We start from the raw sequence: 25,963 nt of genomic DNA on the forward strand, positions 1-25,963 counted from the left end.
TCAGGCGTCGATCGGGCGGCCGGTGAGCGCGACGAACGCGTCGTCCAACGAGGTCTGCTCGACCCGCAGGTCGGCCGCGACGACCTGCTGGCGGGCGAGCACGGTGGTCACGGCGAGCAGCAGATTGCCGGTGCCGGTCACCACGAGCTGGCTGCCGGCCCGCTCAACCGACGTGACCTCGGGCAACGCGGTCAGAACGGCGTGGTCCAGCGGCGCGGACGGCCGGAACCGGACCCGCTGCCGGTCGTCGACCCTCGCGACCAGCCCCGCCGGGGTGTCGAGCGCGACGAGCCGCCCCGAGTCGATCACGGCGAGCCGGTCGCAGAGCCGTTCCGCCTCCGCCATGAAGTGCGTGACCAGCAGGATCGTCACGCCCCGCTCCCGGATGTCCTCGATCAGGTCCCAGGTGTCGCGTCGCGCCTGCGGGTCCAGGCCGGTGGTGAGCTCGTCGAGCACCGCCACCCTCGGGTTGCCGACCAGCGCGAGCGCGATCGACAGCCGCTGTTTCTGCCCGCCGGACAACCGCCGGAACTGCGTGTCGAGCTTGCCGGTGAGCCGCAGGATGTCGACGAGATCCCGCCAGTCGGCCGGCTCTCGGTAGAAGGAGCTGTACAGCTCCAACGCCTCGCCGACCTTGAGCTTGTCGGGCAGGTCGCTCTCCTGGAGCTGCGCACCGAGCAACTGCCGCAGCTCACCGGTGTCGTGCTGCGGGTCGATGCCGCAGACCCGGATGGTGCCACCGTCCGGGGTACGCAACCCCTCGACGCACTCGACCGTCGTGGTCTTACCGGCCCCGTTGGGCCCCAGGATGCCGAAGATCTCGCCCTGCTCGACGGCGAAACCGACCCCGTCCACCGCGGTGTGGTCGCCGTAGCGCTTGACGAGGTTCTCCACCTCGATGATTGCCATACCGGAAGCGTGCCGTGGTCGATCCGGTACCGAATCGACCACGCAGCCACGGCTGGCGCGGGCCCCGGTGGGTTCCCCGATCAACCAATCGGTGGATGCCGCCCCGGTACCCACCGTGCGGGCCCACGCCGCACCGTCCTCCGCGGCGGTGGATCACGAGGTTCCACCGGCCACGGCCACCTAGCCCATCGACTTCGAGCCGTCGATGGCCTCCCGGATGATGTCGGCGTGCCCGGCGTGCTGAGCCGTCTCGGCGATGACGTGCTGGAGGACCCGCCGCGCGCTCCACCGCGCACCCGGCTCGAACCACGGCGCGGACGGCAGCTCGTGACCGGCGTCGAGATCGGGCAGCGTACGCACCAACTCGTCCGTACGCCGGGCGACGTCCTCGTACTCCGCCAGCACCCCGGCCAGGGTCTCCCCCGGCAGCATCCGGAACCCGGCCGCATGCGCCTCGTACGCGGCGGGATCGTCGCCGGTCGGCATCGCCGAGGCCCCCTCCAGGATGAACTGGGCCCAGTGTCGCTCCACCGCCGTGACATGTTTGATCAGCCCGCCGACGCAGAGCTCGCTGACCGTGCTGCGGGCGGCCGCCTGCTCGTCGTTGAGTTCCCGCGCGCTGAAGCGCAGGAAGAACCGCGCCTTGCCCAACGACTCCAGCAGGTCGGTCCGCTCGCCGGTCACGATGTTCTCGATCGTCGTCGTCATGGTCATCATCCTTTGTCCCGAGGTCGCTCGCCGTACTGACAGCTGTGACGCTACGGCCCATAGCGGTCAGTTTCTGGCCGCAATGACGGGTCATCATGTCCGCACCGAACAGAGCACCAACGCGTGCCGTTCGATCGGCCGGTAGGCGATCGCGGGGCAGCGAACCATGAAGGTTGTCGATACCTCGTTCCGGGGCATCGACCGGTGCACCTCAGCGCACGACACGGTGACCGATGCTGGACGCACGATTCACCCAGCGCTGCGAGTCGGAGACCGCACCGCGTCCACAGAGGACTGTCAAGTTCACCGCCTACCCGCTGTCGTACCGGTTCCTCAGCGATGCCGGGGACCACATCCGGGGGCGGGATCACCAGGTCGTACGCGAACGCCCGCGCTGCGCGGCACGATCCGCTACCTCGCGTAGCCGAGCGGGAGCGCGACCGAGTGGTCGCGCTCCCGCCCCAGCCTGTGGCGCCGTCGCCGGGAATCAGAAGTCGTCGTCGAATCGGACCGTGCCACCGACCCCGACCTGGTACGCCGAGACCCGCCGCTCGAAGAAGTTGGACAACTCCTGCACGTCCTGCAACTCCATGAACGCGAACGGGTTTGTCGACCCGTACAGCGGGGCGATGTCGAGCTGGGCCAGCCGACGGTCCGCCACGTACTGGAGGTACTCCCGCATGTCCGGCAGGGACAGCCCGGAAACCCCCTGTACGAGCAGGTCCTCGGCGAACTGCACCTCGCACTCCACCGCCTCGGCGATCATCTCCCGGACCTGCTGGGCCAGCTCGTCGTCGAACAGGTCCGGCTCCTCCCGCCGTACGGTGTCGACGACGTCGAAGGCGAACGCCATGTGCATGGACTCGTCCCGGAACACCCAGTTCGTGCCGGAGGCCAGCCCGTGCAGCAGGCCGCGCGAGCGCAGGAAGTAGACGTACGCGAACGCGCCGTAGAAGAACAGCCCCTCGATGCAGGCGGCGAAACAGATCAGGTTCAGCAGGAACGCCCGCCGGTCGTCCCGGGTCTTCAACTCGCGGAGCTCGAAGACCGAGTCGATCCAGCGGAAGCAGAACTCCGCCTTCCGGCGGATCGAGGGGATGTTCTCGATCGCGGCGAACGCGGCGAACCGCTCCCCCTCGTCCGGCACGTACGTGTCGAGCAGGTTCAGATAGAACTGGACGTGCACCGCCTCCTCGAAGAGCTGCCGGGACAGGTAGAGCCGGCCCTCCGGTGAGTTGACGTGCTGGTAGAGATTGAGCACCAGGTTGTTGGCGACGATCGTGTCGCCGGTGGCGAAGAACGCCACCAGCCGGCCGACCAGGTGCCGCTCCGCCGGGGAGAGCCGGTCCAGGTCGGCCAGGTCGGTGTGCAGGTCGACCTCCTCGACCGTCCAGGTGTTCCTGATCGCGTCCCGGAACCGGTCGAAGAAGTGCGGGTAGCGCATCGGGCGCAGTGTCAGGTCCATGCCGGGGTCGAGCAGCATCGGCGCCCCGCGCCGGTCGGTGGTTCCGTCGATCGTGCTCACTGGCAGGCCTCGCATGCCTCGGGGTTCTCCAACGAACAGGCCAGCACCTCGTCGTCTGAGTTGTTAGGAAGGGACCCTTCTACAACAGAAAGCGATAACAAGGGGCCCTTCCTTACACCCAGGCCGACGGTGGCCTGCTGGATGCGGGTGGCGGGGCGGGAGCGGAGGTAGTAGGTGGTCTTCAGGCCGGACTTCCAGGCGTACAGGTACATCGAGCTGAGCCGGCCGATGTCGGGCGCCGCCATGAAGAGGTTGAGCGACTGGGACTGGTCGACGTAGGGCGCGCGGGCGGCGGCCAGGTCGATCAGCGCCCGTTGCGGCAACTCCCAGGCGGTACGGAAGAGCTGGCGCACCTCCTCCGGCAGCTCGTCGATGCCCTGCACCGAGCCGTCGGCCCGCTTGATCGCGGTCCGGATCTGCTCGGTCCACAACCCGCGTGCCTTCAACTCCCCCACCAGCGCGGCGTTGATCTGGAGGAACTCGCCGCTGAGCGTCTCCCGCTTGAACAGGTTCGACACCTGCGGCTCGATGCACTCGTAGCAGCCGGCGATCGAGGCGATGGTGGCGGTCGGGGCTATCGCCACCAGCAGGGAGTTGCGCAACCCGTGTGCCGCGATCCGGTTCCGCAGCGCGGCCCAGCGCTCCGGCTGGGTGCCGGAAACCCCCCACAGGTCCGGCTGGAGCTGACCGGCCGCCGCCCGGGTCGACGGGTACGCCGGATGGGTGCCGAACCGCTCGGCCAGGTCGGCCGAGGTTTCCAGTGCGGTCAGGTAGATCTCCTCGGCGATCCTGGTGGACAGTTCCACGGCCGGCGCCGAGTCGAAGGGCATCCGGAGTGCGAAGAAGACGTCCTGTAGTCCCATCACGCCGAGCCCGACCGGGCGCCAGCGCGGGTTGCTCGCCGCCGCCGCCGTACTCGGGTAGTAGTTGATGTCGATCACCCGGTCGAGGAAGGTCACGGCGGTGCGGACGGTGTCGCGCAGTCGTTCCCAGTCGATCCGATCGCCGACCTCATCCGTCCCGCTACCGGTACCGGTTTCGACCCAGGCGTCGGCGTCGATCCCGGTTCCGCGACCGGTTCCGGCGTCGGCCAGCAGGTGGGCGGCGAGGTTGACCGAGCCCAGGTTGCAGACGGCGGTCTCGCTGTCGCTGGACACTTCGATGATCTCGGTGCAGAGGTTGGACAGGTGCACGACGTTGCCGGGCTCGGCGGTCTGGTTGCACAGCCGGTTGGAGGTGTCCTTGAAGGTCATCCAGCCGTTGCCGGTCTGGGCCAGCGTGCGCATCATCCGGCCGTACAGGTCCCGGGCCTTGACCTGGCGGACGAACCGGCCCTGTTCCTCGGCCGCCCGGTACGCCGCGTCGAACGCCTCGCCCCACAGGTCGGGCAGCTCCGGCACCTCGTCCGGATCGAACAGCGACCACGTCCCGTCAGCCTCGACCCGCCGCATGAACTCGTCCGGAATCCAGTTCGCCAGGTTGAGATTGTGGGTACGCCGGGCATCCTCGCCCGTGTTGTCCCGCAGTTGCAGGAACTCCTCGACGTCCGGATGCCACGGCTCCAGGTAGACACAGGCCGCGCCCTTGCGCCGACCGCCCTGGTTGACCGCCGCCACCGACGAGTCCAGAGTGCGCAGGAACGGCACGATCCCGTTGGACTGACCGTTGGTGCCCCGGATCAGCGCGCCGCGCGAGCGCACCCGGGACCAGGCGATGCCGATCCCGCCGGCGAACTTCGACAGGTGCGCCACCTGGGCGTACCGGTCGTAGATCGAGGTGAGTTCGTCGCGCGGCGAGTCGACCAGGTAGCAGGACGACATCTGGGTGTGCCGGGTGCCGGAGTTGAACAGCGTCGGCGAACTGGGCAGGTAGGCGAGCGACGCCATCAGCCGGTAGAGGCCGATCGCCTCCCCCGCCGTACGGGACAGGCCGCAGGCCACCCGCAGCAGCCAGTACTGGGGAGACTCCACCACGAGCCGGTCGGTCGGATGCCGCAGCAGGTAGCGGTCGTAGACCGTACGGAGTCCGAAGTACTCGAACCGCCGGTCGGCGTCCGGGTCGACTGCGTCGTCGAGCTTGCGGGCGTTGAGCCGGACGAACTCCGCCGTCTCGTCACCGATCAGCCCGTGCCGGTGACCGAGCCCGATCGCCTGACTGAACGAGGCGATGCCCTGGCCCCGAACCTCCTTGTCGATGTACCCGGCCAGCAGCCGGGCGGCCAACCGGGAGTACTGCGGCTCCTCACCGATCATCTCGGCGGCGGTCTGGATGGACAGCCGGTCCAGTTCGGCGGTGCTGGCACCGTCGTACAGGCCGCTGATCGTCCGGGTCGCCACCCGCAGCGGGTCCACGTCGGTCAGGTCGTCCGCCCAGCGTTCCACCGCACGGACGATCTTGTTGACGTCGACCGGCTCGGTATCGCCGTTACGTTTACGCACCCGCATCTGGGGACGTCGGGGGGCGGTGCTGGGATCGTCGTCCGCCCCGGAATCGACCGGCGGGACCTCGGTGACCGTCACAACTCTCTCCTCGCGAGCTCGGTCCGGTTCGGTTCGAGGGCACGCGGAGGACGCCGACGGGCACCGCAACGGCGTACGTCGGTGGCGTCGGCCGTCCCGCGCGGCCTCGAACCGCCGCGCACGGGTTCGTACGCGGCGCGCTGGCAGGTCTTCGGACTCGCGGGCAGGCACGGACGAGCCCGTGTTCTCCTACTGGCCGTCGCTTCCCGGGCGGCCCGGCTTGTGGCCGGACGAACCCAGTGCGTGATGACGGCGGTCGTTCCCACTCACCGCTGCGGGGCAGTCCCGGACTTGCACCGGGTTCCCTCTTGCCTCGGCCTCCGTCGGACGACGGGGCCGAACCAGCTGCGATCAACACCATATATAGGGTTGCTCGGAAAGTCACACCCAAGATGTCGTGTCGGCGTGTCAGGCTGCCGGCAACGTTCCGGCCGAGGCGATGGGACGGACCCGAGGGACCGGCCGGTCCCGCCGAGCCGAAACCGGAGCCCGACGGTCCGGCCGGGACGGGTCGGTCACTCCACGTCCTCGTCGTCGCCGGTCACATCGCCCGGCCCTGTCCCGTCTGCCCCGCGTGGAACCACGAGCAGTCGCCGACATCGTCAGCCGGGCCATCGGGTCGGGCCGGGCCGACCGGGCGGGAGATGGGAAGATCCGATGAACATCCTGATCACGGGGGCGACCGGACGCCTCGGCCGGGTGCTGACCCCCGAACTGGCCCGCGCCGGGCACGCCGTCCGGGCCACGAGTCGCACCGCACCGGCGGATGGTCCGGGAATCGACCCAGCCCGGATGGACCCAGCCCGGAGGAATCCGGCCGGGGTCGGCTGGGTGCGGCTGGATCTGGCAACCAGCGAGGGTCTCGGCCCGGCGGTCGAGGACATCGACACCGTCGTCCACCTGGCCTCGGCGCCGTACCAGCGGGGCTACACCCGGAAGGTGGACGTGGACGGCACCCGCCGACTGGTCGAGGCCGCCGGCCGGGCCGGGGTACGACACCTCGTGTACCTGTCGATCGTGGGCGCCGACCGGATGCCGTGGCCGTACTTCAAGGCCAAAATCGAGGCCGAGGCGATCGTGGCGGCCGGGCCGGTGCCCTGGACGGTGCTCCGGGTCACCCAGTTCCACGACCTGCTGGACGAGGCGATGGCCAAGCTGACCCGGTTGCCCGTTCTGCCGGTCGACCCGGAGATCGTCGGGCAACCGGTGGACGTACGCGATGTCGCCGCACACCTGGTGTCGCGGGTGACGGCCGCTCCGGCCGGAGCGATCGAGGAGTTCGCCGGACCGACGGTGCTCGGTTTCGCCGAGGGCCTCCGCGACTGGCTGACCGTCCGGCAGGTCCGCCGGCCGCTGCTCCGGCTACCCGTGCCGGGCCGGCTGGGTCGAGCGTTTCGCGCCGGAGCGCTCACCAGCGCGACCGGGAACCGGAGGCGGATCAGCTGGCACGACTACCTCGTCGACAGAGCCGGACGGCTGGACTAGGGAGGTGCGCCGGATCCGGCGGTACCCGGTTCCGAGCACGCTGGCGAAGCCGATCGTCGACGCGTACCACCAGAGGTCCCCGTGCCGGGTCGTCAGTTCGCCGTACCGGTTGGCAAGGAGGGCCGCGTATGGGCCACGTGCGGGAAACCGGCGCGGCCGTAGCGGGGACGTCAAGGGCACTGGCGGATCGCCGTCCGGCGCGCCACCGTCGGTCTCGTGACAACGAATGAACCGGAGTCGCTCTCCGCCGTCCAGGCCCTGGTGTTCGTCCGGCTCCCCGGACCCGACCGGGCGGGGTTCCGGCGGTTCCTGACCGGCGAATCCTCCGTTCGGGCCGCCTGGCAGGTCGTCGGCGACATCGACCTCGTACTGCACGTCTCGTGTCGGGACCTGCCCGAACTGGACCGGCTGATCACCACCATGCGGATCCGGGGCGGAGCGAGCGCCACCAGCACCCACCTCGTGATCGGCGCGGCAGGACAGCGCCCGACCGAACCGATTCCGGTGGAGGCGCACCCGACGAAGCAGTCCGGAACCGTGGTCCGGCGACGGTCGGCGGCACGGAACCGCCAGCGCGGAGACCTTCGGGTCGGATCGGGGACCGGACGATGACCCTGTCGGACATCATCCCGTCGTTGCGCTCCTCACTGCGTGCGCCCTTGACCGAGGTCTGGCCGGCGACGGCGGCCTGGGGCGAGCGCGGCGACCTGACCATCGGCGGGGTCGCGATGACGGCCGTGGTGGCCCGGCACGGAACGCCGACGTACGTGCTCGACGAGGCCGACGTACGGCAGCGGTGCCGCGACTATCTGACCGCGTTCGGTCCCGACGGTGTCGCGTACACCGCGAAGGCCCTGCTCAGTCGGGGCATCGTGCGGTGGCTCGCCGCCGAGGGGCTGCGGCTCTACGTCGGCTCCGCAGGTGAACTCCGGGTCGCCCTGGCCGCCGGATTCCCGTCCGACCGGATCGTCCTGTACGGCAGCGCGAAGACGCCGGAGGACCTCGAGGCCGCGTACACCGGCCGGGTCGGCACGATCGTCGTCGAGTCGCTCGGTGAGATCACCCGGCTGGCGGCGACCGCACCGCAGGGCCAGCGGGTCCTGCTGCGGGTGCTCGGGAGTGCGGAGCCGGCCGAGGGCACCGACTGCCGGTTCGGGCTGCGGATCGACTCCGGCGAGGCGGCGGCCGCCGTGGCCCGGATCGTCGCCCAACCCCGGCTGTCCCTGGTCGGAGTGGACTGTTCGGTGGGTCACCAGGTCAGCCGGTTCAGCGTGTACGAGCGCGAGGTGCGTGGCGTGCTGGAGTTCCTCGCCGAAATGCGGACCCGACACGGCGTCGAGCCGGCGGAGTTCAATCTCGGCGGTGGCCACGCCGTCGCCTACTCGGGCGGCGATCCGAGCCTCGCCCTGGCCGCCTTCGCCGGCCGGATCCGGTCCGTGTTGCGGCTGGCGGCGGATCGGCACGATGTTCCGGTTCCGCGGTTGACGGTGTCACCGGGTCGGGCCATCGTGTCCCGGGCCGGTATCACGCTCTACCACGTGGTGTCGGTGAACCGGGGCCCGGACGGGCACCTCCTCGTCGCCGTCGACGGCGGCATGACCGACTGTCCGTCGGGCGCGCTCTGCGGCGGCCGGCACAGCGCCGTGCTGTTCGGACGTACCACCTGTGCCGAGCCGGTGCGGGCCACCGTCGTCGGCCGGCACAACGACGCCGACGACGTGATCGTCCCGGCGCTGACGCTGCCGGCCGACGTACATCCGGGTGACCTGCTCGCGGTGGCCGGATCCGGGGCGTACCACCACTCCCGCGCCTCCAACTACCACCTGGTCGGCCGCCCGCCGCTGCTCAGCGCCCGGGACGGCCGGATCAGCACCCTGGTACGCCGGGAGTCCTCCGACGACATGCTGCTGCGCGACGTGGACGAACGGGAAGCGGCCTGACTGGACGGGAACCCGTCAGGCGGCGCTGCGGCCACGGCTCGCCGGCCACAGCCGCAGCGCCGCCGCGAGCAGCAGCCCGACGCCGACCGTCACCAGCACGGCGGCCACGACGTCGATGAGATAGTGCTCGCCCAACAGCACCCGACTGGCCGCCACGAGCAGCACGGCGGTGACCGCCGTCGCCGCCGTCGGCACCCGCCAGCCGCGGGACAGGGGTCGGGACACCAGCACCGTGGTGAGGGCGGCGGCGGTCACGACGACGGCATGCCCGCTCGGATACGTCCAGTCCGTCGCGACGACGGGGGGACCCGGCCGCTGGAACACCGCCTGCAGCAGCATCGGGGTGAGGCAGCCGACCAGCAGCACCAGGTGCCGGATGGCGTACCCCACCGCCCGTCGCCGACCCCGTACCACCAGCTGACCGAAAGCGATCAGTAGCATGGCCAGGGTGGCCAGGGTGCCCGCGCCACTGACCACGGTGGCCAGACCGGCGAGGCCTCCGTCGGCCGGGGCGTACAGGTTCGCCAGGATCCAGGCGTCCAGCGGTGGCACCCGGTCGTGCATCAGCCCCCCGGCCAGCAGGACGGCGGCGACGGCGGTGGTCCCCGCCACGATCACGGACCGGCGCTGGCCGGCCGGTGGACGGGCCGGCACCAGATCGGTGTGCGTCAGCATGAGGACAGTCTGGGCGACGTGTCGGCGGGCTCGCCTCCCGTGCTGCCCTGAGATCTCCCCGATCTACCGACTCCTGCATCCCTCCGGGGACGGAATCGGCGACCGGGACGACTCGTACACGCCGACCCGGGCGCCGGAGCGAGACAGCAACGCACCACCCCTGGTAACGTCGGCGACACTCGGCGTCGACGGAGCGGTCCCACCGTGCCACGAGTCGCCGGTTCCTTGTAGGCAGTTGATCGGACAGGGAGTTGTCGCTGCCCACATGAGGCTTCCACTTCTCTTCACGCTGCGGGTACACCCTGACCCGGTTGCGCCAGTTGCGATCCGAATGCCGGGGGTGTCGAAGTGACAAGTCAGGTGGACGTCGAGCAGAGCTATCCACTCTCGTCGGTCCAACGTGGCGTCCTCCGCCAGGTTCTCGCCGAACCGAGCCCGGGCCCCGGCCCGACCCCGACGAGCTATCTCGAACAGGTACGTCTCATCGTCCGCGGCCGGCTGCGGGTGCCCGACTTCCAGCTCGCCTGGAGCCGGGTGATCGCCCGCCACGCCACCTTGCGGACCGGGTTCGTCTGGCACGGACTCGAGGAGCCGGTACAGGTCGTCGTGCCGACGGCACCGGCACCGGAGTGGTACGTCGAGGATCTGCGGACCATGCGGGCCTGCCAGCGTCGACGCGGCCTGGCGGAGTTCCTCGCCGCCGACCGGGCCCGGGGGTTCGCGCTGACCGCTCCGCCGCTGTCCCGGTTCACCCTGCTCCGGGTGTCCGAAACCGAGCACCTGTTCGTGTGGACCGCGCATCACCTGGTCATCGACGGATGGAGCTTCCCGATCCTGCTCCGGGAGGCGCTTGAGGAGTACCGGGCGGCGATCGATGGCCGGGATGCCGGACTGCCGACACCGGCACCGTTCCGGGAGCATGTCGCCTGGTTGGCCAGCCGCGACCTCACCGGCGCGGAGGAGTTCTGGCGCACCGAGCTGGCCGGGCGGTCCGCGCCGACGCCACTTCCGACCGACCAGCCGGACGGGCCCGAGGACGAGTTCGGTACGCCCGATGCCTCCCCCTCGGCGCCGGTGGCCGGGGCGACAGCGGGGCCAGGGACGGCAGCGGAGCCAGGAGCGACAGCAGGGCCGGGGACGACAGCAGGGCCGGGGACGACAGCCGAGCCAGGAGCGACAGCGGTGTCCCGGCCGGTGGAGGTGCCCGGGTCGAGGGGTCGGTTCTGGCCGGGTGACAGGTCCGGGCTGGCCGACGTACCCGGGCCCACGGGCGCCCCGGGGCCGGCGAACGTGTTCGGGCCGGCCGACGCGATCGGGCCCGGGGCCGCGTCCGCGGTGGCGGACCCGTTCGCCGAGCACCGCGTCGAATGTAGCGGCGACGACACCGCACGGCTGCACGAGACCGCCCGCCAGCAGCGGATCACCCTGGAGACCGTGCTGCACGGATGCTGGGCCTGGCTCCTGTCGACGCACAGCGGGGAGACCGACGTCGTCTTCGGCGCCACGGTGTCCGGCCGACGGGCGGAGGCCGTGGAGTCGCAGAACATGGTCGGGCCGCTCGTCAACATGCTGCCGGTCCGGGTGAGGATCCACCCCGAGCAGCCCGTCGGCGCCTGGCTACGACAACTGCAACAGCATCAGGCGCTGTCCCGCCCGTTCGACCACGTACCGCTGGACCGGATCCAGGCCTGGACCGGGACGCCTCCCGGTTCGCCGCTGTTCGAGACGTTGGTCGACTTCGAGAACTACCCGGTCGACAACGACCTGTTCACCGGTACGAGCGACGCGTCGACCCTGTCGATGCGGTTCGAGGGCCGGTGGTCGTCATCGCACCATCCGCTGACCCTGCTCGTCGTACCGGGCGAACGGCTCGGTCTGCACATCACGTACGACCGACGCCGTGTCCGGCAGGCAACGGTCGAACACCTGCTCGCCCAGCTGACGGTCCTGCTCGTCCAGTTCGCCGCCGATCCGGAGCGCCCACTGTCCGAGCTGTCCCTGCCCGGTCGCGAGCACGGCCCAGCGGTGTAGTTCCCCGCTCCGCCTGCCGGACCGTGAGCGGGTCTTACGGTCGGCCTTACAGCGCCGAGACGACCTTCGGTCGGCGCCAGAGCAGCGCGATGAGGACGAGGGTGATCAGTGCGCCCGGCACGAGGCTCGCCCTGATCCAGGTGTCCGTGATCAGGGCGAAGACGAAGAACCTGCCGATGAACTGGATGGCGAGCAGGGCGGTCAACAGCGCCCGACGCCAGCCCCGGTCGAATCGCGATCCCAGCGCCAGCCAGGCGTACGCGATGCCGAAGCTGAGGTGGAAGCCGTGCTCGACGCCGACCTCGTACGGCGGGGTGACCAGCGCGTACAGGTGCTCCAGCACCAGCACCCACAGCAGGATGGTGGCCGGGTCGCGCCGGGCACGGGCTGCCGCCGGGCGGTCTGACGGGCCGGACGGAACGGTGACGCTCGCACTTTCACGCACGGGGCAGTCTCCTCGAATTCATCCCGGGAAGGGCCGACTGAGATCTTCTCAAGTGAGAGTATCTTGCTCGCGCCCTAGGATCCAGGCATGAACGCCGCGCGATCCCGATCCGACGCGTCCCCGCTGGCCTTCCTGCCCAGGGACGTCGCCACCGGCATGCTGATCAGCACGGTGCACCGACGCTGCCAGAAGCTACTCAACGACGCGCTGCGCCCGCTCGGGATCGAGGAGCGGCACTTCGCCACCATGGCCGTACTGGACAGCCGGGGGCCGCTCACCCAGCGTCAACTCACCGACCTGCTCGACCTCGACAAGTCATCGCTGGGCCGGATCGTCGACGAGCTCGAGCGGCAGAACCTGGCCGAACGCCGGGCCGTACCCGGGGACCGTCGTGCCCACGCCGTCCATCTGAGCACGCAGGGCCGGCAGCGGGTGAGCGAGGCGCAGCAGATCGCCGGCCAGGTGGGGCAGCAACTCTTCGGACACCTTCCGCCGGAGATCCGCCGAGCCCTCGACGGCGCGCTGCGGCAACTGCTCCCCCCACCCGGCACCGACGGCACCCCGAAGTGACGGCGCCGGGTCTGCGAGGCGACGGTGTCGGCACGGCGCAGGAGCCGGCGCGGCGATGATATGAACCCTCGGAGCGCGGGTCAGCGCAGTCCCGCCGCCAGCCGGTCGCGCACCTCCTGCGACGCCTTCGCCGGGGAGCCCGCGTCGAAGGGCGGCTGCGGGTCGTACTCGATGGCGAGCTGGATGGCCTCGGCGGTGGTCCGGTCGGCGAGGGTCGCGGCGAGGGTGAGCGCCATGTCGAGCCCGGCGGAGACGCCGGCGGCGGTCATCAGTCTGCCGTCGCCGACCACCCGCTGCGGGGTGTAGGTCGCACCGAACGAGGTCAGCACGTCCGCCCGCCTCCAGTGCGTGGTGGCGGTACGCCCCCGCAGCAGCCCGGCGGCACCCAGCAGCAGCGATCCGGTGCAGACGGAGGTCGTCCACCGGGTGCCCTCGTGCATCCGGCGGATCCAGTCCAGCAGCGGTCCGCCCTCGACGTGCTCGTCGACGCCGGGGCCGCCGGGCACGACCAGCACGTCGCAGGAGTCGATCTCGGCCAGCGTGGCATCGGCGACAAGGGCGAGGCTGCCGGCACTGTTCCGGACCGGCCCGGCACCGGCCGCGACGAAGACCACCTCGGCACCGGGCAGGAGCTTGAGTACGTCGTACGGGCCGACCGCGTCAAGCGCGGTGAACCGGTCGAAGAGCGGAAGAACGATGCGCATCGAGGGCTCCGTAGGCTCAGGCGAAGTGGTGGCGGTACTGGCCGGGGGTGACCCCGATGGTGCGTTTGAACCGCCGGTGCAGGGTCTCGACGGTGCCGAAGCCGCATCCCCGGGCGATCGCCCCGACCGGGACGTCGGTGCTCTCCAACAGTCGTCGGGCAGCCTCGACCCGGACGGATTCCACGTACGCGGCCGGGGTCTGCCCGGTCTGCGCGGTGAACGTCCGGGCGAAGTGCCGTTCGCTCATCCCGGCCCGGTTGGCGAGGGCCGGCACGCTCAGGTCCTCGGTGAGGTGGTCGGCGATCCACACCTGGACCTGCCGCAGCGGGTCGTGCACCGGACGCTGTGCGGCCAGTTGCGTACTGAACTGGGACTGGCCGCCGGGGCGCTGGACGAACATGACGAGGCTGCGGGCGATGGCCCGGGACGTCTCGGCGCCCCTGTCCTGCTCGACCAGCGCGAGCGCGAGGTCGATCCCCGCGGTGACCCCGGCGGAGGTCCAGACGCCGTCGGCGTTTACGAAGATCGGGTCGGGTTCGACCGTCACCGCCGGATACCGCCGGGCCAGTTCGGCGCAGCTTCCCCAGTGGGTGACCGCCCGCCGGCCGTCGAGCAGACCGGCCTCGGCCAGCAGGAACGCGCCGCTGCACACGGCGGCGACCCGTCCGGAGCGGGTGGTGGCGGCGGCGATCCAGTCAATGAGCCGGCGGTCGGCGCAGGCCTGTGTCCGCCCCGGCCCGCCGACCACCACGAGCGTGTCGATCCGGCCGCCGGCGAACTCGTCGATGGTCGCGTCGGGGGTGATGCCCAGGCCGCCGCTGGCCCGGACGGAACCGACGGTCCCGGCCACCGTCTCCAACTCGTACCCCGGCGCCAGCCGGTTGGCCTGCACGAACACCTCGTGCGGGCCGGACAGGTCGAGGATCTGGAAACCCGGGAAGATCACGAAGACGACGCGGTGACTGTCCACCGGACCATCGTTTCCGGCACCGGCCCTGGCGGCAATGACACGCTACTGACGATTTCCGCCATCCCCGTCGGGGAACACTGCCGGCCACCGTGACGACCTGGCACGCCGTCCGGTGGGCCCGCAGTTCCCCCATGTTCCCCGCGACATCGGCTGGCCCCGGCCGGTGGCGCCCTGCTCACCTGGGCCTGGCCCGGGTTCATCCCGCATCCGTGGCGGGCGGTTCGCCGGCTGCCGAAGTCGAGCCGTGACCGCCGGCTGTCCGGCCGCGCATCCCAGCATCTGATCGGAGCGGTTCCGCCGACGAGCCGACAAACGGTCAAGATCTCGTTCCGGAATGGCAGTGGTCAGACCTCCGAACGGCCGATTCCGGATCGCGGCGACTGGAGCAAACAGTCGCGACCGCACCCCCGGCGGAGCGTCGACCGATCCATCACGCGCTTGTTACCAGCGCATTTCGCGGTCAGTTAGCCGATCCCGACCTTGATAACGGTCGGATCACGAGGACTTCCCAACCCGTACGGCCCTCACGTACGGTCCCGGAAAGGCAGGAGGTCAGACCTCCATCCTCATGCCTCTGAGCGTGCCGAGGTGAGCTGCTAGTGCAGGAACGTGCTTCCCGCTATGCGGGATACCGATCGTTTGACTATCTGACCCCGCAGGTCGACTTCAAGGTGTTCGACCTCGCGCCACAACTCGGTCGGGTCCCCGAACATGATCTCGGCCTGACCGACGCCCAGCGCGACCGGGTATCCCGGCTGCTGCGCGACCACTCCGCGATCTCACTGCACGAACACCCGAAGATCCTGCCGGCCGACGTCACGCAGCTACGTGACTACAACCGCACCGGACGCAACTCCTTCGGCTTCGAGGGACTGGCCCGGTCCGGCATGACCGCGGTGTTCGACAACTTCATGAACGGCACCGGCTGCGTGACCAGCGAGGCCGCCTGGAAGTGGGACGACGTCATCTACGACATCGGCCTGCGGTTCGCCGACGTCGCCAAGCAGGACTACGTCGTGCTGGCCACCACCCTGGAAGAGATCTTCACCGCCAAGCGGAACGGCCAGCTCGCCCTGGTGGCCGGGCTGGAGGCGGCCACGATGATCGAGAACGAGCTGGACCGGATCGACATCCTGTACGGCTTCGGCGTCCGCCAGATGGGCATCGCGTACAGCCAGGCCAACATGCTCGGCTCCGGCCTGTCCGAGGAGCGCGACGGCGGGCTGACCCATTTCGGCCGGCGCGCCGTCGACCGGATGAACAAGCTCGGCATCGCCATCGACGTCTCGCACTCCGGTGACCAGACCAGCCTGGACGTCATCGAGGCCAGCCGGGTACCGGTCTTCATCACCCACGCCGGGGCCCGCTCGGTGTGGGACACCCCCCGGATGAAACCGGACGACGTGATCCGGGCCTGCGCCGACCGTGGCGGTGTGATCGGCATCGAGGCCGCCCCGCACACCACGCTCTCGCAGGAGCATCCGCACCACTCGATCGAGTCGGTGATGGACCACTTCGTCTACTGCGTCGACCTGGTCGGCATCGACCATGTCGCGTTCGGACCGGACACCAACTTCGGTGACCACGTCGGCCTGCACGACACCTTCACCGGACACCTGGCGATCGGCAAGGCGCACGGCGCGGTCGCGCACCCCCGGGTGCCGTACGTGTCCGGGATGGAGAACCCGGCCGAGTGTTTCAGCAACATCGTCGGCTGGCTGGTGAAGCACGACTACTCCGATGACGAGATCGCCAAGGTCATCGGCGGCAACATCATTCGCGTTCTTCGGGAGGTTTGGTGAGCAAGTCAATCAACGGCCGCGCCCGTCGCTGGCGGGCCGCCGTCGCGCTCGGCGCGGCGGCCGCGCTCGGCCTGTCCGGGTGCGGGCTCAACGAGGACAACGGAGCCTCCGGCGACGGTGCCGCGGGTGACACGGTGCTGCGGATCGGCACCACGACCGACGTGTCGAACTTCAACCCGCTGCAGTCGCTGAGCAAGACCGACTCCTGGATCCTCAACGCGATGTACCCGCACCTGCTGCGGATCGACGCCAACGCCAAGAAGGCGCCGGAGCTGGCCAAGGACTACACGTACGAGAACGACGGCAAGACCGCCGTGTTCCACCTGCGCGACGACTTCACCTGGACCGACGGCAAGCCGGTGGTGGCCGACGACGTCAAGTTCAGCGCCGAGTCGATCATGAAGTACAAGCTCGGCAACGTCGCCGCCAAGCTCACCTGGGTCACCTCGATCGAGGCGCCGGACGCCACCACGGTCAAGTTCAACCTCTCCCAGCCGTACGCGCCGTTCGCCGAGGGCGTCGGGTTCTGGATGTCGGTCGTGCCGAAGCACGTCTTCGAGGGCGCCGGTGACCTGTCGAAGTTCGCCAACGACTCGAACTGGGTCGGCGCGGGTCCGTTCGTGCTGGAGAGCGCCACCAAGGGCCAGCGGTACGTGATGAAGCGCAACGACAAGTACCCGCTGGCGCCCGGCGGCAAGCCGGCGGTCAGCAAGGTGGAGTACCGGCTCTACCCGGACGTGAACACGATGATGCTGGCGCTGCGCAACGGCGACATCGACCTGATGGGCACCCCGGTCCCGGCGTCGGCCGCGAAGACCTTCGAGAGCGACTCGAAGATCAAGATGACAAAGGTCGGCGCGCTCGGCTTCGCCCACCTGACCTACAACATGAACAACAAGGACCTGGCCAAGCAGGAGGTCCGGCAGGCGTTGTCGATGGCGATCGACACCAAGTCGATCATCTCCTCGGTGCTCCAGGGTGACGCGCAGCAGATGTCCGGCCCGATCTCACCGATCTTCGCCGACTACGACAACACCGAGATCCAGCCGTACCCGTTCGACCCGGCCGGGGCGAAGGCCAAGCTGACCGCCGCGGGCTACAAGGACGGGAACGGCGACGGGCTCTTCGACGGCCTGGAGCTGGGCGTGGCCTGCGACCAGTCCAACGCCAACATCACCCGGGTGGTGCAGCTGTTCCGGGAAAGCGCCGCGAAGGCCGGAATCAAGCTGGAGAACGAGTGCGTGGAGCGGAACACGTTCCTGTCCCGCACCAAGGACGGCAAGTACGACATCGACGCGTCGCAGTGGGGCGTCTTCGACAACCCGATGGACCAGCTCCGCAGCACCTACCTGTCCAGCAACCCGGGCGGGATCAACTACAACCTGCTCAAGTCTCCCGAGATCGACCAGCTGATCAACGACGCGGCGGGTACCACCGATCCGGCGGCCTTCGCCACCAAGATCAAGAACATCGACAAGGTGGTGCACGAGCAGGCGTACCTGACCCCGCTGTACGTGGAGAACTTCCAGTTCGCCTACAACGCCAGCAAGTTCGGCGGCTTCGAGGCATCGCCGTCCGACCTGCTCGGCATGGTCACCGCGTACTCGCTGGCCCAGGTGAAGCCGGTCGGCTGACCGGCTCCTAGAGAGAAGGGAGGGGGTCCCCCGTGGCACGCTTCGTGCTCAACCGGGCGCTGAAGGCCGTACTGACCATCTGGATAGCGATCACCGCGACGTTCTTCCTGCTCCGGTTACTTCCGGGGGACCCCACGACCCTCATGGTCGAGGGCGACATGACGCCGGAGATGCGGGCGGCGCTGCTCAAGACGTACGGCCTGGACCAGCCGCTGCTGGAGCAGTACGTCTCGTACCTGCGCGAACTGCTGCACGGCAACTTCGGCATCTCGTTCCGGCAGATCCAGCCCGTCACCGACATCCTGCTCGACCGGCTGCCCTGGACCCTGCTGCTCGCCGGGGTGGCGTTCCTGCTCACCATCGCCGTCGGCATCCCGATCGGGGTGTACGCGGCGGCGCACCGGGGCCGCTGGCCGGACAAGCTGCTCCAGGGATTCGGCATCGGCGGGCACGCGCTCTTCGTGCCCAGCGTGGCGATGCTGCTGCTGGTGTACCTGGGCGCCAAGCTCGGCTGGTTCCCGATCGGCGGTGCGATCGACCCGGACACCCGGGGCGCGGCGGCCTACCTGAGCCTGGCGCATCATCTGGTGCTTCCGGTGGCGTCGCTGGTGCTGGTGCAACTCGGCCCGTACGCGCTGACGCTGCGGACCAACCTGATCGACGTCCTCGGTGAGGACTACATCCGGGCGGCCCGGGCCCGGGGCCTGTCCGGCCGGCGTCGACTGTGGAAACACGCCCTGCGCAACGCGATCCTTCCGGCCCTGACCCTGATGGGCCTGCAACTCGGCACCCTCGTCGGCGGCGCGGTGCTCACCGAGACCGTGTTCGCGTACCCCGGGGTCGGCCGGCTCATCTACGAGGCGGTCGGGCAACGCGACTATCCCGTCCTGCAAGGAGCGTTCATCATGCTCGCCATCACCGTGGTGGTCGCCAACGCGCTCACCGACCTGCTGTACGCGGTACTCAACCCTCGGATCCGGCTATGAGTAGCCCGCTGGTGACGGACCCGGCCGCGGCGGCGGTCCCGGTCCAGGAGGTCGGGCCCGGTACCCGCTCGGCGTGGCGGACCTTCCTGCGCCAGCCGTCCGGGCTGCTCGCCGCCCTGGTCCTGGTGGTGATGGTGCTGCTCGCGGTCTTCGCCCCGCTGATCGCCGACGAACCCGGTGGAACCGGCGCGGACGTGCTGCGGGCCCCGTCCGGCGGGCACTGGTTCGGCACCGACGACCTCGGGCAGGACATCTTCGCCCAGGTGGTCTGGGGCACCCGGACCAGCCTGCTGATCGGGGTGGCCGCCTCGCTGATCGCGATCGTGCTGGGCACGGCGATCGGGCTCGCCTCGGCGTACTTCCGGCGGGTCGACGCGATCGGCACCGTGGTCACCGACGTCATGCTGGCGCTGCCCACCCTGCCCCTGATGATCATGTTGGCCGCGATCGTCAGCCCGAGCGTCTGGACGCTGACCGTGATCATCGGCGTCTTCGCCTGGCCCGAGGTGGCCCGGCTGATCCGCTCGCAGGGCCTGGTGGTCTCCGCGATGCCCTACATCGACGGCGCCCGGGTGCTCGGCGCCAGCGGCTGGCGGATCGTCACCCGGGAGATCATGCCGGCGGTGGTACCGCTGATCGTGGTCAGTGTGCTGCTGACCGCGTCCCGGGCGGTCATCTCCGAGGCCGGGCTGAGCTTCCTCGGCCTCGGCGACCCGGACGCCTGGTCATGGGGCCGGATCCTGCTCAACGCCCAGCGCAGCGGTGTGGTGGCCATCGCCTGGTGGCAGACCCTCTTCCCGTCGCTGGCGATCCTGCTGCTGGTACTCGCCGCGACGGTGGCCGGCATGCGCTTCAACGACATCCGCGACCCCCGCCGGAACGGAGGCTGACCAGTGCGTCTGCCCGACAGTTTCTACTCGACCGTACGTGCCCGGCTCGGCGACGCACTCGACGTACGCGGCCTCGACGGGTTCCTGGCCACCACCTCGGCCGACGTCGCGTTCCTCTCCGGCTTCTTCTACATCGCCACCGAACGACCGGTCTACCTGTGGATGCCCCGCGAGGGCGACCCGCTGCTGGTGATCCCCCGCCTCGACGAGGAGTACGCCGCCCAGCAGGGCGTCACGATCGAGACGGTCAGCTACTTCGAGTTTCCCGGGGTGGTGACCGCCGAGCAGACCCTCGGCGCGGCGCTGGCCAGCCGGAGACCGAAGCAGATCGGGGTGAGCGCCGGGCTGTCGATCGGGGCGTACCGGGCGCTGTCCCGGGCACTCGGCGGCAGCACGCTGGTCACCACCGACGCGGTGGCCAGGCTACGGCTCCGCAAGTTTCCCGAGGAGATCCCGTTCCACGAGGCGGCGGCACGGATCTGCGACGAGATGCTCGGCGCCGGCCGTGAACTGATCGCCGACGCACTGCGCCGGGGTACCGCACTCCCCCGCGAGGACGAGATCGCCCGGCACGTCATCGGCTACGGCACCGACCGGATGTACGCCGACTACGACCTGGTGGTCTACACCACCAAGCTGGCCGGCGGGCTGGTCTACGCCGGCCCGAACTCGGCGCTGCCGCACGGCCTGCCGACCCGGCGGCGGATCCGGCCCGGCGACACCCTGATCCTGTCCCTCGGCGCGGCCGTGGCGAGCCGGTTCGTGGAGAGCGAACGGACCTTCGTGGTCGGTGAGCCGACCGCCGAACAGCAGCGCTACTACGAGGCCGACCGGGAGGCGCAGGAGGTCGGCACCCAGGCGATGCGGGCCGGCCGGACCTGCGCCGAGGTCAACAAGACCTGTCTCGACGTGCTGCGCGGGCACGGGCTCGGCGACTTTATCCGGCACCGGCAGGGCCACGGCATCGGGTTGCAGAACCACGAGGCGCCCTGGGTGGAGGACGGCGACGACACCGTGCTCGAGCCCGGGATGCTGCTCTCCAGCGAGCCCGGGGTGTACGTCCCGGGCCACGCCGGCTACCGGATCTCCGACACCGTCCTGGTGGAGGAGAACGGCCCGCGCCGGCTGACCGGCTATCCGCGCGATCTCGCATCCAACATCATCGAGGAGGTCCGATGACGATCGGAAGTCCGACGAACTTTTCGGGTCGGCTGCACATCAACGGTGCCGAGTTGGTGGTCGAGGCGTTCGGCCCCGAGGACGCACCGGCCATGATCGTGCACCACGGCGCGCCGGGACTCGGTTCCCGGTCCGAGCCGAAGCGCTCGTTCGGCCCGTTCGCGGACCGGTTCCGGGTGATCGTCTTCGACGCGCGGGGCTCCGGCGAGTCCAGCGACGACGAGCCGTTCACCCACGAACAGTGGGTCGCCGACGTGGACGCCATCCGGGCGCACTTCGGCTACGAGCGGATCGTGATGGCCGGCGGCTCGTACGGCGGGTTCATCGCCCTGGAGTACGCCATCGCGCACCCCGAGCGGGTCGCCGCGCTGGTCCTGCGGGACACCGCCCCGGACACCGCGCACGACCACCTCGCCGTGGAGCGGGCGAAGAGCACCGACCGGACCGTCATTCCACAGTGGGCCATCGACCGGATCGGCACCGGCCGGTTCGAGAGCAACGACCAGCTCCGGGAGTACTGGAAGGCGATCCTGCCGCTCTACGACCACCAGCACGACCCGGCCAAGGACGCCGCGAGGCTCGCGGCGACCCGGTTCCACTACCGGACCCACAACGCCGCGTTCGGGCAGAACATGCCGAGGTACGACCTCAAGCCGAAACTTCCGACGATCACCTGCCCGACCCTGGTGACCGTCGGCCGGCACGACTGGCGTACCCCGGTGGCCGCCTCGCAGGTCATCGCCGACCTGGTCCCCGACGCCCGGCTGGTGGTCTTCGAGCACTCCGGCCACTCGCCGCAGTTGGAGGAACCGGAGCTGTTCCAGCGGACCGTCCGGGACTTCCTCGATTCGGCCGGGATCCGGTAATGGCCCTGCTGGAGGTCGAGGACCTGCGGGTCAGCTTCCCCGGGCCCGGCGGCGACGCGACCGCCGTGCACGCGGTCAACGGGGTGTCGCTGGAGCTGGAGCCCGGGCGGACGCTGGCGATCCTCGGCGAGTCCGGCTCGGGCAAGAGCGTCACCGCCCAGGCGGTGATGGGCATCCTCGACGTGCCGCCCGCCCGGGTCGCCGGCTCGGTCCGGCTACGCGGACGGGAGCTGCTCACCCTCGCGCCGAAGCAACGCGACCGGGTCAGCGGCGAGGAGATCGGCATGGTCTTCCAGGACGCGATGGCCGCGCTCAACCCGGTCTTCACCGTCGGTGACCAGCTCAGCGAACTGCTCCGGGTACGCCGGGGAATGTCCCGGTCCGGTGCCCGGCGACGCGCGGTCGAACTGATCGACCGGGTGCACATCCCGGCCGCCAAGGACCGGGCCCGGGACTATCCGCACCAGTTCTCCGGCGGGATGCGTCAACGCATCATGATCGCCCTGGCGATCGCGCTGGAGCCGGACGTGCTGATCGCCGACGAGCCCACCACCGCGCTGGACGTGACCGTGCAGGCGCAGGTGATGGAACTGATCGCGGAGATCCAGCGGGACAGCGGGATGGGGCTGCTGCTGATCACCCACGATCTGGGCGTGGTCGCCGAGGTCGCCGACGACGTCGCGGTGATGTACGCCGGCCGGATCGTCGAACGGGCCACCGTGGAGCAGATCTTCGCCGGCCCGGCCCATCCGTACACCGAGGGTCTGCTCGCCTCGATGCCCCGGATCGACCGGCGCGACGAGGAGTTGTACGCCATTCCCGGCAGCCCGCCGAACCCGGCCCGGCTGCCCAGCGGCTGCCCGTTCCACCTTCGCTGTCCCCGGGCCGACGACGTCTGCCGGGCCACGCTGCCCGCGCTGGAACCGCTGCCCGCCGGCCGCGCCAGCGCCTGCCACCACCGGGAGGAGTTGCTGCATGTCAGCCACTGACGAGCGGGTACTCCGGGTCGAGAACCTGGTCCGGCACTTCCCGGTCAAGGGTCGGCTTCCGTTCACCTCCGGCGGCGTGGTCAAGGCCGTCGACGGGGTCTCCTTCGACCTGCGCCGAGGCGAGACCCTCGGGGTGGTCGGCGAGTCCGGCTGCGGCAAGAGCACGCTGGCCCGGATGCTGGTCGGGCTGGAGCGGCCGACCTCCGGCGAGGTGCGCTTCGGCGACGCGGTGGTGCACGCGGCCCGGGGCCGGGACCTGCGGGCCCTGCGCCGGCGGATCCAGATCGTGCTCCAGGACCCGTACACGTCGCTGAACCCCCGGCGGACGGTACGGGAGATCCTGCTCCAGCCGTTCGAGATCCACCCCGACGCGCTGGACCGGAAGCGCCGGCTGGACCGGATCCGGGAACTGCTCGACCTGGTCGGCCTCGACCCCAGCGTGCACCTCGACCGGTACCCGCACCAGTTCTCCGGCGGGCAGCGCCAGCGGATCGGCATCGCCCGCGCGCTGGCCCTGCAACCCGACGTGATCGTCTGCGACGAGCCGGTTTCCGCGCTCGACGTCTCGGTCCAGGCCCAGGTGGTGAACCTGCTGGAACGACTACAGCGGGAACTGGGCGTGGCGTACGTCTTCATCGCCCACGACCTGTCGGTGGTCCGGCACATCTCGGACCGGGTCGCGGTGATGTACCTCGGCAAGCTGGTGGAGAGCGGCCCCGAGGCGACGCTGTACGACGCACCGGCCCATCCGTACACCAAGGCACTGCTGTCGGCGGTGCCGGTGCCGGAACCGGTCGGCCGGGGCGACCGGCGACGGATCCTGCTCGCCGGTGACCCGCCGAGTCCGGTCAACCCGCCGTCGGGCTGCCGGTTCCGGACCCGCTGCTGGCAGGCCACGGAAACCTGTGCCACCACCGAGCCCCCGCTGGCCGGCGACGAGCGTGCGGTCGCCTGCCACTACCCGCTGGCCGCTTGACGCCGCCCACGGCACCCCACGACCACCGTCCCGCATTAAGGAGAGAGCTTTGCTGCAAGAACCCGCGTCCCGGTACCAGGGCCACAAGTCCTACTCGTACCTGGAGCCACATGCCGACTACCGGGTCTTCGACCTGGCCGCAGAGGTCGGCCGGGTGCCCGAACACGACCTCGGGCTCACCGGCGCGCAGCGGCAACGGGTCACCCGGCTGCTGGCCGAGCACATCGCGATCTCCCTGCACGAGCACCCGGTCATCCTGCCCGAGGACGTCCGCGAGCTGCGGACCTACAACCGGACCGCCCGGCAGCGGACCGGTTACGAGGGGCTGGCCCGGTCCGGCCTTACCGCCGTCTTCGACAACTTCATGGCCGGCGCCTCCTGCGTGACCAGCGAGAACGGCTGGAAGTGGAACGACCTGATCTACGCCCTCGGGATGCGGATGAGCGACCTCTACAAGCAGGACTACGTCACGCTGGCCACCTCGCTGGCCGACATCCGGGCGGCGAAGCGGGACGGCCGGCTCGCCCTGGTCGCCGGGCTGGAGTGCAGCAGCCCGATCGAGAACGAACTCGACCGGATCGACATCCTGTACGGCTTCGGCGTCCGGCAGCTCGGCATCGCGTACAGCCAGGCGAACATGCTCGGCGGTGGGCTATCCGAGGCCCGGGACGGTGGGTTGACCCACTTCGGCCGGCGCTCGGTGGACCGGATGAACAAGCTCGGCATCGCGATCGACATCTCGCACTCCGGCGACCAGACCTGCCTGGACGTCATCGAGGCCAGCCAGGTACCGGTCTTCATCACCCACGCCGGCGCCCGCTCGGTCTGGAACATCTCCCGGATGAAGCCGGACGACGTGATCCGGGCCTGCGCCGAACGGGGCGGGGTGATCGGCATCGAGGCCGCCCCGCACACCACCCTGTCCGAGGCCCATCCGGAGCACTCGCTCGAGTCGGTGATGGACCACTTCGTCTACTGCGTCGACCTGGTCGGCATCGACCACGTGACGTTCGGCCCGGACACCATGTTCGGCGACCACGTCGGGGTGCACAAGGTGTACGCCGGCAACTACGGCAAGGACGCCGGCAACAAGCCGGCGCACCCCCGGGTGGAGTACGTCTCCGGAGCGGAGAACCCGGGCGAGGCGTTCGGCAACATCGTCGGCTGGCTGGTCAAGCACGACTACTCGGACGACGAGATCGCCAAGGTCGTCGGCGGGAACACCATCCGGGTACTGGAGCAGGTCTGGTAAGGACGGGTCACGGCGGAACGACGGCACCCGTGCGCAGATCGGTCGGACGGGTGTCCAACTACTACACTCCGTACGCCGAGTTCGGCAGTCAGGGCGCAGCCCAGCGGTCGATCGAACGCGGTGGCGGCGTGGAGCGGGAAGGTGGAAGTGATGGCTCGGCGCGAAACCGCGTTGCAGGCCGCGCAAGGTCAACTGCGCGACCTGATCGGTAGCGAGTTCCTGACCGGCGACAAGCTGCCCAACGAGCGGGAACTGGCCGACCGGTTGGCGGTCAGCCGGGCCACCGTACGGGAGGTCCTCGGCCAGCTCGCCGCCGAGGGCGTACTGACCCGGACCTGGGGGGTCGGCACCTTCGTACGCGAGCCCGCCGAGCGGGTGCCGGTGTCGATCGGCGACGTCACCGCCCTGCGGGACCGGATCACCGCCACCGGGCACCGCCCCGCGCTCCAGGACGCGGCGGTGAGCCGCGCCTCCTGCCCGGACGACTGCGCCAAGATCCTCGGGTTGCCGGTCGGTTCGCCGGTGTGGCGGGTCGACCGGCTCTTCGCCGTCGACGGCGTCGCCGCCGCCTGGATCCGGGATCACCTGCCGCTCAGCGTCGGCGACCGTCACCTCGACCCGTCCGGCCTGGTCAGCATCGACCTGGACATGTTCGAGTTCCTGGCCGACGCGACCGGGATGCCGGTACGGCGGGCCGAGATCGAATTCGTCGCCGTACTCGCCGACGAGGAGGCGGTCGACCGGCTCGGGGTGCCGATCGGGCATCCGCTGGTCAACGCGACCCAGATCGGCTACAACGCCGAGGACACCGCCCTGTTCCACGGTCACATCATGGTCCGGACCGACGTACTGACCCTGCGGATCACCCGGGGCGCGTAGTCGGACGTGACCGTCGGGGGGTGACCGTC

At 70.1% G+C, this 25,963-nt stretch carries 23 protein-coding genes and 1 riboswitch; of the genes, 15 read left to right on the top strand and 8 right to left on the bottom strand.

Features of this window, described 5'->3' with window-relative positions:
- The 4 genes from I0C86_RS25860 to I0C86_RS25875 form a co-directional block, all read right to left on the bottom strand.
- Entirely contained in the window at positions 1-909 is a 909-nt protein-coding gene (locus I0C86_RS25860) for an ABC transporter ATP-binding protein (RefSeq protein WP_196203881.1), read from the bottom strand.
- Between the two features lie 180 nt (positions 910-1,089).
- Entirely contained in the window at positions 1,090-1,617 is a 528-nt protein-coding gene (locus I0C86_RS25865; RefSeq protein ID WP_196203882.1) for a DinB family protein, read from the bottom strand.
- Positions 1,618-2,104: 487 nt separating this feature from the next.
- Positions 2,105-3,100 carry a ribonucleotide-diphosphate reductase subunit beta gene (locus I0C86_RS25870; protein WP_230394792.1) on the bottom strand — a complete coding sequence of 332 codons (996 nt, stop codon included), beginning with the start codon at positions 3,098-3,100 and terminating at the stop codon, positions 2,105-2,107.
- A 38-nt stretch (positions 3,101-3,138) separates the two neighbouring features.
- A complete protein-coding gene (locus I0C86_RS25875) occupies positions 3,139-5,586 on the bottom strand; it encodes a ribonucleoside-diphosphate reductase subunit alpha (protein ID WP_196203900.1) in 2,448 nt (815 codons plus the stop codon).
- Between the two features lie 200 nt (positions 5,587-5,786).
- Positions 5,787-6,022, bottom strand: a riboswitch (cobalamin riboswitch).
- Between the two features lie 296 nt (positions 6,023-6,318).
- Here I0C86_RS25875 and I0C86_RS25880 point away from each other — a divergent pair.
- From I0C86_RS25880 to I0C86_RS25890, 3 genes are all read left to right on the top strand, one after another.
- On the top strand, positions 6,319-7,146 hold the full coding sequence (locus tag I0C86_RS25880; protein ID WP_230394787.1) for an SDR family oxidoreductase: 828 nt from the start codon (positions 6,319-6,321) through the stop codon (positions 7,144-7,146).
- A gap of 216 nt (positions 7,147-7,362) precedes the next feature.
- Positions 7,363-7,758, top strand: a complete 396-nt coding sequence (locus tag I0C86_RS25885; RefSeq protein ID WP_196203884.1) for an Lrp/AsnC ligand binding domain-containing protein — start codon at positions 7,363-7,365, stop codon at positions 7,756-7,758.
- Positions 7,755-9,086 (top strand): diaminopimelate decarboxylase family protein, encoded by a 1,332-nt coding sequence (locus tag I0C86_RS25890; protein ID WP_196203885.1) that lies wholly within the window; start codon positions 7,755-7,757, stop codon positions 9,084-9,086. The genes I0C86_RS25885 and I0C86_RS25890 overlap by 4 nt, the downstream gene beginning before the upstream one ends.
- A gap of 15 nt (positions 9,087-9,101) precedes the next feature.
- Here I0C86_RS25890 and I0C86_RS25895 read toward each other — a convergent pair whose 3' ends face one another.
- Positions 9,102-9,761 carry a phosphatase PAP2 family protein gene (locus tag I0C86_RS25895; RefSeq protein WP_196203886.1) on the bottom strand — a complete coding sequence of 220 codons (660 nt, stop codon included), beginning with the start codon at positions 9,759-9,761 and terminating at the stop codon, positions 9,102-9,104.
- A 348-nt stretch (positions 9,762-10,109) separates the two neighbouring features.
- Between I0C86_RS25895 and I0C86_RS45175 the strand changes: the two genes are divergently transcribed.
- Positions 10,110-11,792 (top strand): condensation domain-containing protein, encoded by a 1,683-nt coding sequence (locus I0C86_RS45175; RefSeq protein WP_196203887.1) that lies wholly within the window; start codon positions 10,110-10,112, stop codon positions 11,790-11,792.
- Positions 11,793-11,838: 46 nt separating this feature from the next.
- On the opposite strand, the gene I0C86_RS25905 is transcribed toward I0C86_RS45175, so the two are convergent.
- A complete protein-coding gene (locus I0C86_RS25905; RefSeq protein WP_196203888.1) occupies positions 11,839-12,237 on the bottom strand; it encodes a hypothetical protein in 399 nt (132 codons plus the stop codon).
- Between the two features lie 87 nt (positions 12,238-12,324).
- Between I0C86_RS25905 and I0C86_RS25910 the strand changes: the two genes are divergently transcribed.
- Positions 12,325-12,807 carry a MarR family winged helix-turn-helix transcriptional regulator gene (locus I0C86_RS25910; RefSeq protein WP_196203889.1) on the top strand — a complete coding sequence of 161 codons (483 nt, stop codon included), beginning with the start codon at positions 12,325-12,327 and terminating at the stop codon, positions 12,805-12,807.
- 80 nt (positions 12,808-12,887) lie between these two features.
- On the opposite strand, the gene I0C86_RS25915 is transcribed toward I0C86_RS25910, so the two are convergent.
- The gene (locus I0C86_RS25915) at positions 12,888-13,511 is read right to left on the bottom strand and encodes a DJ-1/PfpI family protein (RefSeq protein WP_196203890.1); all 624 of its coding nucleotides are present in this window, start codon (positions 13,509-13,511) and stop codon (positions 12,888-12,890) included.
- Positions 13,512-13,527: 16 nt separating this feature from the next.
- Positions 13,528-14,481 (bottom strand): GlxA family transcriptional regulator, encoded by a 954-nt coding sequence (locus tag I0C86_RS45180; RefSeq protein ID WP_196203891.1) that lies wholly within the window; start codon positions 14,479-14,481, stop codon positions 13,528-13,530.
- A 599-nt stretch (positions 14,482-15,080) separates the two neighbouring features.
- Between I0C86_RS45180 and I0C86_RS25925 the strand changes: the two genes are divergently transcribed.
- The 10 genes from I0C86_RS25925 to I0C86_RS25970 all read left to right on the top strand — a co-directional run bounded on the left by I0C86_RS25925 (position 15,081) and on the right by I0C86_RS25970 (position 25,934).
- Positions 15,081-16,283: a dipeptidase gene (locus I0C86_RS25925; protein ID WP_196203892.1), complete on the top strand. Its 1,203-nt coding sequence runs from the start codon at positions 15,081-15,083 to the stop codon at positions 16,281-16,283.
- Positions 16,280-17,917, top strand: coding sequence for an ABC transporter substrate-binding protein (locus tag I0C86_RS25930; RefSeq protein WP_323373848.1), 1,638 nt, complete (start codon positions 16,280-16,282; stop codon positions 17,915-17,917). Before I0C86_RS25925 ends, I0C86_RS25930 begins: the two co-directional genes overlap by 4 nt.
- Before the next feature lie 32 nt (positions 17,918-17,949).
- Positions 17,950-18,903, top strand: a complete 954-nt coding sequence (locus I0C86_RS25935; protein ID WP_196203893.1) for an ABC transporter permease — start codon at positions 17,950-17,952, stop codon at positions 18,901-18,903.
- Positions 18,900-19,793, top strand: a complete 894-nt coding sequence (locus I0C86_RS25940) for an ABC transporter permease (RefSeq protein ID WP_196203894.1) — start codon at positions 18,900-18,902, stop codon at positions 19,791-19,793. The genes I0C86_RS25935 and I0C86_RS25940 overlap by 4 nt, the downstream gene beginning before the upstream one ends.
- Before the next feature lie 3 nt (positions 19,794-19,796).
- Positions 19,797-20,972: a M24 family metallopeptidase gene (locus I0C86_RS25945; RefSeq protein ID WP_196203895.1), complete on the top strand. Its 1,176-nt coding sequence runs from the start codon at positions 19,797-19,799 to the stop codon at positions 20,970-20,972.
- Positions 20,969-21,838, top strand: coding sequence for an alpha/beta fold hydrolase (locus I0C86_RS25950; protein WP_196203896.1), 870 nt, complete (start codon positions 20,969-20,971; stop codon positions 21,836-21,838). The genes I0C86_RS25945 and I0C86_RS25950 overlap by 4 nt, the downstream gene beginning before the upstream one ends.
- Complete coding sequence (locus I0C86_RS25955; RefSeq protein ID WP_196203897.1) at positions 21,838-22,827, top strand: ABC transporter ATP-binding protein; 990 nt, start codon at positions 21,838-21,840, stop codon at positions 22,825-22,827. The genes I0C86_RS25950 and I0C86_RS25955 overlap by 1 nt, the downstream gene beginning before the upstream one ends.
- Entirely contained in the window at positions 22,814-23,803 is a 990-nt protein-coding gene (locus I0C86_RS25960) for an ABC transporter ATP-binding protein (protein ID WP_196203898.1), read from the top strand. Before I0C86_RS25955 ends, I0C86_RS25960 begins: the two co-directional genes overlap by 14 nt.
- A 49-nt stretch (positions 23,804-23,852) precedes the next feature.
- Complete coding sequence (locus tag I0C86_RS25965) at positions 23,853-25,055, top strand: dipeptidase (RefSeq protein WP_230394788.1); 1,203 nt, start codon at positions 23,853-23,855, stop codon at positions 25,053-25,055.
- A 150-nt stretch (positions 25,056-25,205) separates the two neighbouring features.
- Positions 25,206-25,934 (top strand): GntR family transcriptional regulator, encoded by a 729-nt coding sequence (locus tag I0C86_RS25970; RefSeq protein WP_196203899.1) that lies wholly within the window; start codon positions 25,206-25,208, stop codon positions 25,932-25,934.
- Positions 25,935-25,963 lie beyond the last annotated feature (29 nt).

The organism is Plantactinospora alkalitolerans (assembly GCF_015690345.1).
Taxonomy (GTDB): Bacteria; Actinomycetota; Actinomycetes; order Mycobacteriales; family Micromonosporaceae; genus Plantactinospora; species Plantactinospora alkalitolerans.